Source organism: Streptomyces rimosus (assembly GCF_008704655.1).
Classification (GTDB): Bacteria; Actinomycetota; Actinomycetes; order Streptomycetales; family Streptomycetaceae; genus Streptomyces; species Streptomyces rimosus.
In genome coordinates this window covers 2355965-2369087 of sequence record NZ_CP023688.1, presented here as the reverse complement: position 1 = coordinate 2369087, position 13123 = coordinate 2355965, and the positions used below count along the sequence as shown (strand labels likewise).

At 74.4% G+C, this 13123-nt stretch carries 10 protein-coding genes; 3 read left to right on the top strand and 7 right to left on the bottom strand.

The genetic code is table 11. From position 1 onward, the window contains the following. Positions 1–89: 89 nt before the first annotated feature. The 3 genes from CP984_RS09640 to CP984_RS09630 all read right to left on the bottom strand — a co-directional run bounded on the left by CP984_RS09640 (position 90) and on the right by CP984_RS09630 (position 4552). Complete coding sequence (locus CP984_RS09640; RefSeq protein WP_003985915.1) at positions 90–1994, bottom strand: non-ribosomal peptide synthetase; 1905 nt, start codon at positions 1992–1994, stop codon at positions 90–92. Then, entirely contained in the window at positions 1991–3004 is a 1014-nt protein-coding gene (locus tag CP984_RS09635) for a beta-ketoacyl-[acyl-carrier-protein] synthase family protein (protein ID WP_030181832.1), read from the bottom strand. Before CP984_RS09635 ends, CP984_RS09640 begins: the two co-directional genes overlap by 4 nt. Positions 3005–3208: 204 nt before the next feature. After that, positions 3209–4552, bottom strand: a complete 1344-nt coding sequence (locus CP984_RS09630; RefSeq protein WP_003985917.1) for a class II 3-deoxy-7-phosphoheptulonate synthase — start codon at positions 4550–4552, stop codon at positions 3209–3211. 209 nt (positions 4553–4761) lie between these two features. On the opposite strand from CP984_RS09630, the gene CP984_RS09625 reads away from it, so the two are divergent. After that, positions 4762–6372: an anthranilate synthase component I family protein gene (locus tag CP984_RS09625; protein ID WP_003985918.1), complete on the top strand. Its 1611-nt coding sequence runs from the start codon at positions 4762–4764 to the stop codon at positions 6370–6372. After that, positions 6369–6941, top strand: a complete 573-nt coding sequence (locus tag CP984_RS09620) for an anthranilate synthase component II (RefSeq protein ID WP_003985919.1) — start codon at positions 6369–6371, stop codon at positions 6939–6941. Before CP984_RS09625 ends, CP984_RS09620 begins: the two co-directional genes overlap by 4 nt. 8 nt (positions 6942–6949) lie before the next feature. On the opposite strand, the gene pdxR is transcribed toward CP984_RS09620, so the two are convergent. Next, positions 6950–8377, bottom strand: coding sequence for a MocR-like pyridoxine biosynthesis transcription factor PdxR (gene pdxR, locus CP984_RS09615; RefSeq protein ID WP_003985920.1), 1428 nt, complete (start codon positions 8375–8377; stop codon positions 6950–6952). Positions 8378–8601: 224 nt separating this feature from the next. On the opposite strand from pdxR, the gene trpD reads away from it, so the two are divergent. Then, a complete protein-coding gene (gene trpD / locus CP984_RS09610) occupies positions 8602–9660 on the top strand; it encodes an anthranilate phosphoribosyltransferase (protein WP_003985921.1) in 1059 nt (352 codons plus the stop codon). Here trpD and trpC read toward each other — a convergent pair. From trpC to ddaH, 3 genes are all read right to left on the bottom strand, one after another. After that, on the bottom strand, positions 9632–10447 hold the full coding sequence (trpC, locus tag CP984_RS09605) for an indole-3-glycerol phosphate synthase TrpC (RefSeq protein ID WP_050558033.1): 816 nt from the start codon (positions 10445–10447) through the stop codon (positions 9632–9634). The two genes, trpD and trpC, sit on opposite strands and share 29 nt — an antisense overlap. A gap of 82 nt (positions 10448–10529) precedes the next feature. Further along, a complete protein-coding gene (locus tag CP984_RS09600) occupies positions 10530–12206 on the bottom strand; it encodes a 2-isopropylmalate synthase (protein ID WP_226048634.1) in 1677 nt (558 codons plus the stop codon). A 43-nt stretch (positions 12207–12249) separates the two neighbouring features. Next, positions 12250–13077: a dimethylargininase gene (gene ddaH / locus CP984_RS09595; protein ID WP_003983574.1), complete on the bottom strand. Its 828-nt coding sequence runs from the start codon at positions 13075–13077 to the stop codon at positions 12250–12252. Positions 13078–13123: the final 46 nt, after the last annotated feature.

Here is a 13123-nt window from a genome sequence, read left to right as displayed (position 1 = left end):
GTGAATTCCTGGCTGTGCCGAGGTGCTTCGTACGGGCTGCGCGAAGACACGTGCCGTCCGGGGCGGTCACCCGCGCGGGGACGGGGCGCTCACACTTCGAACGCCGCCGGCGCGCCGGCCGGTCCGTCGCTCCCGGCGAGCGCCCGGCCGACGGCCTCCGCCTGGTCCCGTACGGTGACCAGGTCGAAGAGCTGCCCCACCCGGACCGCGCCCGGCCACCGCCGCTCCAGGCCCATGTGCAGCTCCACGACCCGGCGCGAGTTGCCGCCCGCCGCGAAGAAGCCGTCGTCGGGCCCGAAGCCGTCGTGCCGCAGTACGTCGGCCCACAGCGCGGCGACCTGCCGTTCCAGCTCGGTGCCGAACCCGTTCGCGGCGCCGCCGTCCGATCCGCAGGGCTCCGCCTCCGTGAGCAGCGCGCGCAGGGCGTCCTCGTCGGTCTTGCCCTGGGGCGTCAGCGGAACGTCCGCGACCTTCACGAAGCGCTCGGGAACGGCGTGCGCGGCCAGCCGCGACGCGCAGTGCGCCAGCAGTTCGCGGACCGCCGGCCCCTCCGCCCCGGGCCCGGCGGTCCAGAACGCCACGAGGGTCATGTCCATGCGCTCGTCGGGCACGGCCAGGACGCAGGCCCTCCCCACCCCGGGGTGGCTCTCCACCACGGCCTCCACGGCGTGCCGTTCGATCCGCGCCCCGCGCACCTTCACCTGGCCGTCCTCCCGCCCCGCGAAGCTGATCACGCCCGACGCGGCGGTCCGCGCCAGGTCGCCGGTGCGGTACATCCGGGCGCCGGGGGCACCGGCGTACGGGTCCGCCACGAAGCGGCCCGCGGTCTCGGCCGGGCGGCCCGCGTAGCCCAGGGCGACCTGCGGGCCGCCGAGGTACAGCTCGCCCAGCGTCCCCTCGGGCACGGGCCGGAGGTCGCGCCCGAGGACGTAGGCCCGGGTGGCCGGTCCGATGGGGCGGCCGATCGGCAGGCCGGAGTCCGCGTCGGGGGACTCCGGGGTGTCCGGTACGTCGTACGCGATGACGCCGACGGTGGCCTCCGTCGGGCCGTACTCGTTCCGCAGCCGGGTGCCGGGCAGTGTCCTGCGGTGCGCGTCGACCAGCGTGGCGGGGACCGGTTCGCCGCCGAGGATCACCCTGCGCAGGTGGCGGTCGGCCCCGGCCAGGTGCGGCAGCAGCAGCCGGTAGAAGGACGGCGGCGCGGCGATCTGCCGGGCCTGCCAGGTGGTGACGAGCGCCGCGCTCCGCGCCGCGTCGGGCAGTTCCCGCGCGTCCGGCAGCACGGCCGTACCGCCGGTGCACAGCGCGTGGAAGAGCAGCAGCAGCGACCCGTCCCAGGCCAGCCGGCACGGCGAGAAGGTGGTCACGCCCGGTTCCTCGGGGCGTACGGCCATCAGCTGGGCGAGGGCGTCGCGGCCGACCACGACGGCCTTGGGGGCGCCGGTCGAACCGGCGGTGCCGATGACGTACGCCGGTGCGCTGCCCGGCACCCGCGCCCGGGGCGCGCTCCCGGCGGCCGTCGCCCGGGACACCGCCGTCCCGTCCGGTCCGGACAGGTCGATCCGGCGCGTACGGGGTGCCGCCGCGGCCACCGCTTCCGGGGCGGTCGCGGGGTCGGTGCCGTCGAAGACGACGGCCGCGCAGTCGGTGTCGGCGAGTGCCGCGCGGAGCCGTTCGGCGGCCGGTCCTGTGGCGTGCGGGCCCGGCTCGACCACGTACCAGGCCAGCCCCAGGCGCAGGGCCGCCAGCATGCCGACGACCGTCCGGGCGCTCTGCCGCAGATGCAGCGCCACGACCTGGCCGGAGCCCGGCCCGACGCCCCCGCCGTCAGCTATGCGCCGTGCCAACTCGTCGGACGCCGAGTGCAGTTGTCCGTACGTGAAAGTGTGTCCGCCGATGGCCAGTGCGGTGCGCTCCGGCGCCGTACGTACCTGCTGCTCGAACAGCTCCAGCACGTCCACCGCGGCGCGCCTTTCCCCCGTGCCCGGCTTCACCGCACCGGCTCCGCCCCTATTTCCACCAGCAGCACGCTCCACGCGGCCACCGGACTCACGTTGATCAGCACCGCGCGGTCCCCCTCGCCCAGTTCCTTGCGTTCCAGCGCCGTGTACAGGTTGAAGAACACGTCGTTCGGGCCCAGGTGCCCGTACTCCCGGAGGTTGTCGCGGCAGGCCGGCAGCACGGTGATGCCGAGGGATTCCTCGGTGAATCCGAAGCTGCCGACGGAGAGGTTCTGCGTGAGATAACCGGCGACGTCCGTACGGGTCATGCCGTGCCGGGCGAGGAGCTTGTCCAGCAGCGTCGTCAGCCGGTTGCGGGTCTGCACCGCCAGCTGGAAGGAATAGACGGCGGGCTCCTGGCAGCGCTCCCGCCACTGCGCGCTGGGCACGTCGCGGAAGGCGACCTCGAAGAGATTCCAGTAGCGGCCGTCGGTCTCCTGGACGGAGTCCAGCAACCGCACCGGGCCGGTCCGGGAGAGCAGCAGCGCGCCGCCGCCGTCCCCGTTGACGGTCACCGGGTGGCGGTAGCGGCCCGGCGTCGCGGGGGTGCTGCCGTGCGCGACCAGTACGTGGCCGAGGTCCGGGTCGGCGGCGAGCAGGCCACGGGCGGTGAGCAGGGCGGGGGCGATGGAGACGCAGCCCAGTCCGCCCACCGAGAAGGTCACCGCGTCCCGGGCGCCGAGCAGTTCCTGTATGCGGGTCGCCTCGGAGCTGAGCAAGGTCTGCGGGGCGCGGGACTCGACGACGACCAGGGCCCGGACTTCCGCCACGGTCAGCCCCGCTGTCGCCAGCGCGCGCTTCGCGGCGCCGGTGGCCAGAGCGGCCGCGTCCGGTTCGTCGTCCGCCCGGATGTGCTCGATGCCCAGCCCCGCGAGGACGCCGCGCTCGGCCGGTGTCAGGTCCGATAACTCCGGTAACCGGGCGGTGTCCCGTACGGTCTCCGGGAACTGCCAGCCCGCGGCCCGTACGGCCAGCGGAGCCGGGCCTTCAGGAACGCGTGACACGGTCACCTGCCTTCATCACCCGGAACCCCCCTCGGCACGGTGCGGAGCACACGCTCGTGGCGTTCGTCCGCACCGTGACACCTCGCCTCGTGAGCGATTGCTCCGGGGCGGTTTCGCCCGGAAGGAGTATTGATCAGTACGCCCGGCCGGGTCAACGATCTACGGATTGGTCCGTATCCGCGCACCCGAAGCGGTCTGCCGCGGTCAGCCGCGCAGCATCTCCGCGGCCCGGAAGGCCAGGTCGATGGACTGGCCGTGGTTGAGCCGGGGGTCGCAGGCGCTCTCGTAGCGCAGCGGCAGGTCCGCCATGTCCACCGTGCTGCCGCCGCCCACGCACTCGGTCACATCGCTGCCGGTCAGCTCCACGTGCAGGCCGCCGGCGTGGGTGCCCAGCGCCCGGTGCACCTCGAAGAAGCCCTGCACCTCGTCCAGGATCACGTCGAAGCGCCGGGTCTTGTGGCCGGTCGGGGTCACGAAGGTGTTGCCGTGCATCGGGTCGCACACCCACGCCACCCGGGCGCCGTCCGCCACCGCCTTCTCCACCAGCCGCGGCAGCCGGTCGCGCACCCGCTCCGCGCCCATCCGCACCACGAACGTCAGCCGGCCCGGCTCCCGGTCCGGGTCCAGCCGGTCCACGTAGCGCAGCAGTTCGTCCGGGTGCGCGTCCGGGCCGATCTTCACCGCGACCGGGTTGCGGATCCGGCGGAGGAAGTCCAGGTGCGCGCCGTCCGGGTGCCGGGTGCGCTCGCCCACCCAGATCAGGTGCCCGCTGGAGGCGTACGGGGTCCCGGTCCGGTCGTCGGTGCGCACCAGCGCGTTCTCGTAGTCCAGCAGCAGCCCCTCGTGGCTGACGAAGAACTCGGCGGCGTGCACCTCGCCGGGGGCCACCCCGCACGCGTGCATGAACAGCAGCGACCGCTCGATCTCGTCGGCCAGTTCCTCGTAGCGCCGGCCGGCGGGGGAGTCGGTGACGAAGCCCCGGTTCCAGGCGTGCACCTGGTGCAGGTCCGCGAAACCGCCCTGGGTCAGGGCCCGTACGAGGTTGAGCGTGGTCGTGGAGGCGTCGTACACCCGCCGCATCCGGCGCGGGTCGGGCCGCCGGGCCGCCGCGTCGAACTCCGGCCCGTTGACCGCGTCGCCCCGGTAGACGGGCAGGGTGACGCCGTCACGGGTCTCGGCCGGCGCCGAGCGCGGCTTGGCGTACTGCCCGGCCATCCGGCCGACCTTGACCACCGGCACGGACGCCGCGTACGTGAGCACCACGGCCATCTGGAGCAGGGTGCGCAGCGTCGCGCCGACCGATTCGGCGGAGGTCTGCCGGAAGGTCTCCGCGCAGTCCCCGCCCTGGAGCAGGAACGCCTCGCCGCGGGCCACCGCCGCCAGCCGGTCCCGCAGCCGGTCGCACTCCTCGGCGAACACCAGCGGCGCGGCGGCGCGCAGTTCGGCGACCACCGCGTCCCGGGCCGCCTCATCGGGCCACTGCGGCTGCTGCCCCGGCGCCGGCGGGATCGCCGGTGCGGTACGGCTCTTCGGTGCGGATACGTCCATCACGGCCCCCAGAACGGGATCGAATGCGGCGGGATACGGCGCCTGGTGACCCCGGATACAACCGGCAGGCGGAAGCCGGGTCAAGAAAGGCGCGAGTGGCCCGTACCGGCGCCCGCCAATTGGTCTGGAACGCCTTGCGGCGCGGCTGTTTTCCTTACCGTGCCCCTTCACCCAGCACCTGGGGAAATCCTGAGAAAACGAGGAATCATATGCCCGGCATGACACCGGTGGCGCCGGCCGAAAAGGCGCCGGAATCCGCACCGGAAGCCCGCACGCAAAGAGCGGTCCCCCGATTTTCCGTACGCGTCGCGACGGTGCCGCTGCCTGGTCACGACCCGCTCGTGCTTCACCGAGCGCTGACCGCGGCCGCGGGGCACGGCGAGACGTTCCTGACCGAGAGCCTCGCCGGTCCGCGGGCCGACCGCCGGCCCGCCGTGGTCGGGCACGGCCGGCTCGCCGAGATCCGGCTGTTCGCCGGGCATGTCGAGATCGACGGCTCCGGGCCGCTGCGCCATGCCCTGGGCGCCGCCGCCGAGCAGGCCGGGCTCGTCCCCGACGCCACCGGCCACGGCCCGTACGACCGCTACCGCCTGGCCCGCTCCGGTCAGGCATGGCGTCTGCTGCGCGCGGCCCAGGAGATGTTCCGGGTCGAGCGCGACACCCCGGGCGGCTACGCCTTCGGCTTCCTGGCCACCCTCGGGTACGAGGCCGCCTGGCACATGGAACCGCTGCCCGCGCGGACCGCCTCGCGGGGCGGCCCCGACCTCACGGTCACGCTCTTCCGGGAGACCGTCTGGTACGACCACGAGGCGGGCACCGCCCGGCTGCTGAGCGCCGAGTGCGCGGACTTCCCGCCCGCCGGGGCCGTGGACGTGGCCGCCCTGGCCCGCCGCGCCGCCGAAACCCCGTCGGACGCCGACGCCTGCCCCGAGGCGCCCGCGCCGCTGTCCGTACGCGACAGTGTGGCGCGCGCCGACTTCCTGCGGTGGGCCGAACAGTGCCTGGAGCACATCCGGGTCGGGGACATCTACCAGATCCAGATCGGCCACCGGATCGACGTCCGCAGCACGCTGCGCCCCGATCAGGTCTACCAGCGGCTGCGCGCCCGCAACCCCTCGCCGTACATGTACCTGTGCCCGCGCGGCACCGGCACCCTCATCGGCGCCAGCCCCGAACTGCACTTCCGTATCGAGCCGGAGGCCGAAGGACCGGACGGGCCCGGACCGGGCGCCGCGGGCGGCGCGCGGATCGTGATGCGCCCGATCGCCGGCACCACCCGCCGCACCCCCGACCCCGAGGAGAACGAGCGCCGTATCGAGGAGATGGTCACCAGCTCCAAGGAGCGGGCCGAGCACGTGATGCTGGTGGACCTGTGCCGCAACGACATCGGCCGGGTGGCCCGCGCCGGGTCGCTCGACGAGAGCGGCCTGATGACGGTGGAGACCTTCTCGCACGTCTTCCACATGGTCTCGACTGTCAGCGGACGGCTGGCGCCCGGCGCCGGGGTGTGGGACGCGATGGCCGCCACCTTCCCCGCCGGCACCATGACCGGCGCGCCCAAGCTGCGCGCCATGGAGATCATCGACGGGATCGAGGAGGAGCCCCGCGGCAGCTACGCCGGGGCGGTCGGCCTGGTCGACGTGGCGGGCTGGGCCGAGTTCGCGCTGTGCATCCGCACCGTCGTGCACGACGGCGAGGTCTACTCCACGCAGAGCTCGGCCGGGATCGTCGCCGAGTCGGCGCCGGAGGCCGAGTGGAACGAGACGCTGGCCAAGATGGCCGCCGCCCACTGGGCGCTGACCGGGAGCGAACTGCTGTGAAGATCCTGCTGGTGGACGCCTACGACAGCTTCGTCCACATCATCGACCAGTACCTGCGCACCCTCGGCGCCGACACCGAGGTCGTGCGGGCCGGCACCCGCACCGCCGACCAGCTGGCCGCCACCGCGCCGGACGCCGTGGTGCTCGGCCCCGGCCCCGGACACCCCCTCGACTCGGGCCACGTCGCACTGGTGCGGCGCTTCGCCGGGCACACGCCGCTGCTCGGCGTGTGCCTCGGCCACCAGGCCATAGCGCTGTCCTACGGCGGCCGCATCGAGGTGGCCGACCACCTGATGCACGGCCGGACCAGCACCGTCGAGCACGACGGGCAGGGCGTCTTCCGCGGCCTGCCGGACCGTACGGTGGCCACCCGCTACCACTCGCTGGTCGTCGCCCGGCCGCTGCCGGACGAGCTCCAGGAGACCGCGACCGCCACCGACGACGGCTATGTGATGGGGCTGCGGCACCGGACGCTGCCCGTCGAGGGCGTGCAGTTCCACCCGGAGAGCATCATGACCGGCAGCGGTCTGCGGTTCTTCGAGAACTTCCTGGCCGCCGCCGTGGGGTGAGGCCGCCGTCACGCGCAGCGGGCGGGGCTGCGGGCCCCGCCGGTCAGTTCCGCGTACGCGGCCCCGATCTCGCCCAGCGCCTCGGTCAGCCCCGAGCGCGGCACCGCCGCGTACCCCAGCACGAGGGCGGGCCGCGCCTGCCACGGCCGGTCGTGGCAGTAGCGGCCGCCGCGCACCAGCACCGACCGCTGTGACGCGAGCGCGGTCAGCGCCGCCTCGTCGGTGCGGTGGGGGAGCAGGACGTAGGCGTGCAGCCCGGCGGCGGACCCGGTGATCCGGCCGTCCGGGAGGAAGGTGCGCAGGGCCCGCTCCAGGGTGTCCCGGCGGGCCCGGAGCCGGGCCCGCTGGCGCCGCAGATGGCGGTCGAACACCCCGGTGCTCAGCAGCTCCGCGTAGGCGAGCTGGGTGAACACCTCGCAGCCCAGGTCCCGTTGCGAGCGGACCCGGGCCAGCAGGCCGCGCAGTGGCGCGGGCAGCGCCAGCCAGCCCAGGCGCAGGCCGGGCGCCAGCGACTTGCTGGCGGTGCCCGCGTACAGCACCCGGTCGGGCGCCTGCCGCTGGAGCGCCGCCGGGCGGGCGCCGTGCGCCAGCCACAGGTCGCCGTCGTAGTCGTCCTCGACGATCCACCCGTCCACGTCCTGCGCCCAGCGCACCAGCGCCTCCCTGCGCTGCGGGCTCAGGGTGACACCGGTGGGGAACTGGTGGGCCGGGGTGACCAGGACGGCCCGTACGCCGGTACGGGACAGCGCGTCCACGTCGATGCCGTGCGCGTCCACCGGCACCGGCCGCGGCACGATCCCGGCCTCCGCCACGAACTGCCGCTGCTGCGGATGGCACGGCTCCTCCACGCCCAGCTCGCCGATGCCCAGCCGCGGCAGCGCCGCGCACACCAGGCCGAGCGCCTGGGCGAAGCCGGAGACCACCATGACCGCCCCGGCCGTGGTGTGCACCCCGCGCACCCGCCCCAGATAGCGGGCCAGTTCACCGCGCAGCGCCGGGACCCCGGAGGCCGGCGGATAGCCCACGTCGTGCCGGTCCGTGCGCTGTACGACCCGCTGGTACGCGGCCAGCCACTCCCGCTGCGGGAAGCCGCCCGAGACCGACCCGGCGCGCAGGTCCCAGCGGACCGACGGGGCGCGGCCCGCGCCGTCCAGCAGGGTGGGGCCCTCGGACCCGGCGCCCGGCAGACCCGCCGCGACCCGCGTGCCGGAGCCCTGCAGCGCCTCCAGATAGCCCTCCGCGATCAGCTGCCCGTACGCCTCCACCACCACGCTCCGCGACACGCCCAGGTCCTCGGCGAGCTGCCGGCTGGAGGGCAGCCGGGTGCCGGGGTGCAGCGCGCCGCCGGTGATCTCCTGCTTGAGGCTTTCCTGGATCTGGGCGGTCAGCGGGAGTCCGGAATCCCGGGACACATCGATCAGCGTATTCCAGGTCACCTTTCCGGTTCCCCTTCGCTCCGGGTGCGCTCCGCGGGAAATGGTCCGCCGACGGGCACCACAACTGGTCTGGTTACACAATTCCGGCGCGCCCACAATGGGGAGCGGCCGTCGTACGGCCCGGATATTCCGGCAATTCACGGCGGGCGGGCCGTTCCGCATGGCGTTCGCCCGGTATCGCGTGGTGCGCCGCGCCCTTTTCCACTCGTCCCGAGGAGAATTCCGTGACCGAGCCGCAGACGGCCCCCACCTGGCCCGGCGTTCTCGGCGCGCTGCTGGCGCGCCGCGACCTGCCGGCCGACAGCACGGCCTGGGCCCTGGACCAGGTCATGAGCGGCCGGGCCTCGTCCGCCCAACTGGCGGCTTTCCTGGTCGCGTTGCGCGCCAAGGGCGAGACCGCGGGCGAGATCACCGGCCTGGTGCGCGCCATGTACGCCCACGCGGTGCCGCTCGACGTGCCCGGCCCCACGCTCGACATCGTCGGCACCGGCGGGGACGGCAGCGACAGCGTCAACGTCTCGACCATGTCGGCCGTCGTGGCGGCGGCGGCCGGCGCCCGGGTCGTCAAGCACGGCAACCGCTCGGCGTCCTCCGCCTGCGGCTCCGCCGATGTACTGGAGGAACTGGGCGTGGTCCTCGAACTGGCCCCGGAGCACGTCGCGCAGACCGCCGTGGAGGCGGGCATCACCTTCTGCTTCGCGCCCGCGTTCCACCCCGCCGCCCGCCACGCGGGACCCACCCGGCGGGAACTGGGCGTGCCGACGGTGTTCAACTGCCTCGGCCCGCTGACCAATCCGGCCCGGCCCACCGCCCAGGCGGTCGGGGTGGCCGACCGCCGGCTGGCCCCGCTGCTCGCCGAGGTGCTGGCGCGGCGCGGCGGCTCGGCGCTGGTGTTCCGGGGTGACGACGGCATGGACGAACTGACGGTCTCCGCCACCTCGTCGGTCTGGTCGGTGGCCGCCGGTACCGTACGGGCCGAGACCTTCGACCCGCGCGACATCGGCATGGCCCGCTCGCCGCGGGAGGCGCTGCGCGGCGGCGACGCGGCGCACAACGCGCAGGTGGCCAGGGACCTGTTCGCCGGGGCGCGGGGGCCGGTGCGCGACGCCGTACTGCTCTCGGCGGCGGCCGGACTCGCCGCCCTGGACCCCACTGACGAACCGGTCACCGCGCGGCTCGCCGCCGGGGTACGGCGAGCCGGACACGCCCTGGACTCGGGAGCGGCCCGGGGCGTGCTCCAGCGCTGGACGGAACTCACCGCGAAACTCGCCGCGGAACGCTGAGCGGCGCGGGGCGGGCGGCGAGCAGCGAGGCCACCGCGTCCGCGGGGCTCCCGTGGGTGACCAGGTGCTCGCCGACCAGCACCGCGTCCGCGCCGTGCGCCGCGTGACCGAGCACGTCGTCGGGGCCCCGTACGCCCGACTCGGCGACCTTGACCACATCGTCCGGGATGTGCGGCGCGAGCCGTTCGAAGACCGACCGGTCGATGCGCAGGGTGCGCAGGTCACGGGCGTTGACGCCGATGACCCGCGCCCCGGCGGACAGCGCCAGGTCCAGTTCGCGCCGGTCGTGCACCTCGACCAGCGGCGTCAGCCCGATACGCCCGGCCAGGCCGATCAGGTCCACCAGCTCGCCGCGGGACAGCGCCGCCACGATCAGCAGCGCCAGATCAGCGCCGCAGGTCCGCGCCTCCCACAGCTGGTACGGCGTGACGAGGAAGTCCTTGCACAGCACCGGCACGCCGACCCGGTCGCGTACGGCCCGCAGGTCCGCCTGCGTACCACCGAAGCGGCGCCCCTCGGTGAGCACGCTGACGGCCGCCGCCCCGCCGCTCTCGTACGCCGCGGCGAGGTCGGCCGGGTCGGGTACGTCCGCCAGCGCGCCCTTCGACGGGCTGCGGCGCTTGACCTCCGCGATGACCTGAACGCCCGGCCGGAGCAGGGCCGCCACCGCGTCCCGGGTGGGCGGCATCGACCGCACCCGGTGGATCAGCACCTCCAGGCCGGTTTCCCGCTCCCGCCGCCGCATGTCGGCGCGGGCTCCGGCCACGATCTCGTCGAGCACGCTCATCTGCCGTTCCTTCCGGTACGCGGCGGGCGCCGCCGGGTGGGGGCCGGGAGCGGCGCGCCGGCCCCCGGCCGTCGGGGCGTCCTCACCGGACGCCGTCCTCGTCGTCCCCGGCCAGCGCGCGGCGCACGGCGGCACCGGCGGCGCGGGCGGCGCGGGCGGCCGCGGCGTCCTCGGTGTCCGCGATGCCCACGCCCCAGTACGAGCGCGAGTCGGCCACCAGCTCGCAGAACGCCGTCATCGCGGAGAGCGGCGCACCGGCGCGCGTCACGTCGAGGCTGTGCACGTAGCCGTCGAGCCCGGCCGCCTCCAGCGCCCGCTGCCCCACTGCCTCCCAGCCGCCGGTGTCCGCCACGGACGGGCCGGGCTCGGACTCCTGGCCGGGGCGTACGTAGCGCTCCTCGAAGTGGCGCCACAGCTCGTCCCCGGTGACCTCGCCGCCCGCGTCCTCGCAGACCCGCTGCATCACCGCGGCGAAGTCGATCTGGAGCCGGCGCGGCAGCTCGATGCCGTACCCGGACCGCAGGAGATGGGCGATCCCGCCCTTGCCGGACTGGGTGTTGATCCGGATCAGCGCCTGGTAGCCGCGGCCGATGTCGCGCGGATCGATGGGCAGGTACGGCACGTCCCAGACCCGCTCGCCCGACTCCTCGCGGGCGCGCAGGCCCTTGGCGATGGCGTCCTGGTGCGTACCGGCGAACGAGGTGTAGACGAAGTCCCCGGCCCACGGGTGGCGGGCGCCCACCGGCAGCTGGGTGCAGTGCTCGGCCGCCCGCCGGATGCCGTCGATGTCGGAGAGGTCCAGCATCGGGTCGATGCCCTGCGAGAAGAGGTTCATGGCCAGCGTGACCAGGCAGACGTTGCCCGAGCGCTCGCCGTTGCCGAACAGGGTGCCCTCGACCCGGTCGGCACCGGCCAGCACCGCCAGCTCCGCCGCCGCCACCCCGCTGCCCCGGTCGTTGTGCGGGTGCACGCCGAGGATGGTGCGCTCGCGGTGCGCCAGGTTGCGGTGGGTGTACTCGATCCGGTCCGCGAACTCCTGCGGCGGGAAGCACTCCACCGTGGCGGGCAGGTTGACCCGCAGGGTGTGCCGGGCCCGCGGCGCCCAGAAGTCCAGGACGGAGTTGAGGATCTCCAGCGCGAAGTCCGGCTCGGTGTGGGTGTAGGACTCCGGCGCGTACTGGAGGAAGATGTCCGTGCCCGGTATCGACTCCTGGAGCTTGAGGGCCTGTTCGGCGCCCTCCAGGGCCAGGCCGAGGGTCTGCCGGCGGTCCGTGCGGAACACCACCCGGCGCTGGATCGCCGAGGTGGGGTTGAAGACCTGGAGCACCGCCCGCCGGGCCCCCTCCAGCGCCTTGACGGTCCGCTCGATGAAGTCGCCGCGGATCGGCGTCATCACCTGGATGACCACGTCCTCGGGAATGGCGTCGGTCTCGATGAGCCGGCGCAGGAAGTCGTGGTCGTCGCGGGAGGCGGTCGGGTAGCCCACCTCGATCTCCTTGAACCCCATCGCCACCAGCAGGCGGAACATCCGCATCTTGCGGTCGGGGTCCATCGGGTCGGTCAGCGCCTGGTTGCCGTCGCGCAGGTCCACGCTGCACCACAGCGGCGCCCGCTCGGCGCGGCGCCCCGGCCAGGTCCGGTCGGGCAGCCCGACCGCCTCGTACGGCGGGTACTTGTCCACCGGCATCCCGCCGGGGCGCTGGATTCCGCGGTCGGCGGTGCCCGGGGCTCGGTCCGCGCCGGTCAGGATCGTCGTCATCTCTCCTCCACTGCGGTTCTCGGGGCGGGTACGGGGCGGAAGGTCAGCGCGGACCGCGCAGTTCGAGCGTGCAGCACTTGACGCTGCCGCCGCCCTTGAGCAGTTCGGTCAGGCCCGCCCCGATCGGGTGGAAGCCCCGGGCGCGCAGCTGCCCGGCCAGCCCGGTGGCCGCCTCGGGCAGCACCACGTGGTAGCCGTCGCTGACCGCGTTGAGGCCGAACACGGCGGCGTCGCGCGGCGTGGCGAGCACGGCGCCGGGGAAGAGCCGCTCCAGCACCGCGCGGCTGCCCGGGGCGAACGCGGCCGGGTTGTACATGACTTCGTCGTCGTCCAGGACGGCGAGCGCGGTGTCCAGGTGGTAGTACGCGGGGTCGGTCAGCTCCAGGCCGATGACCGGACGGCCGAAGAACTCCTGCGCCTCGGCGTGCCCGTCGCGGGAGCTGCGGAAGCCGTGGCCGGCCAGGACGTACCGCCCGGTGACGAGGAAGTCGCCCTCGCCCTCGTTGATGTGCGCCGGGTCGTGCACCTCGAAGCCCCGGTCACGGAACCAGTCCAGGTAGGCGGGGCCTTCCGCGGCGCGCTCGGCGTTGCGGAAGCGGGCGCCGAGGACCTTGCCGTCGACGACGGTCGCGCCGTTCGCGGCGTAGACCATGTCGGGCAGGCCGGGCACCGGCTCGATGAACTCCACGGTGTGGCCGAGGGAGAGGTAGAGGTCGCGCAGGCTCTCCCACTGGGCCACCGCCAGCCCGGTGTCGACCGGCTTGGCCGGGTCCATCCACGGGTTGATGGCGTAGGTGACGTCGAAGTGGGTGGGGCGGCACATCAGGTAGTGACGTGGTCCGGGGGTGCGGGTGCGCGTGGTTGCGCTCATGAGGGAGGTGTCTCCTGTTGCTGGAGGGCCGCGCGGGGGGGCGCGG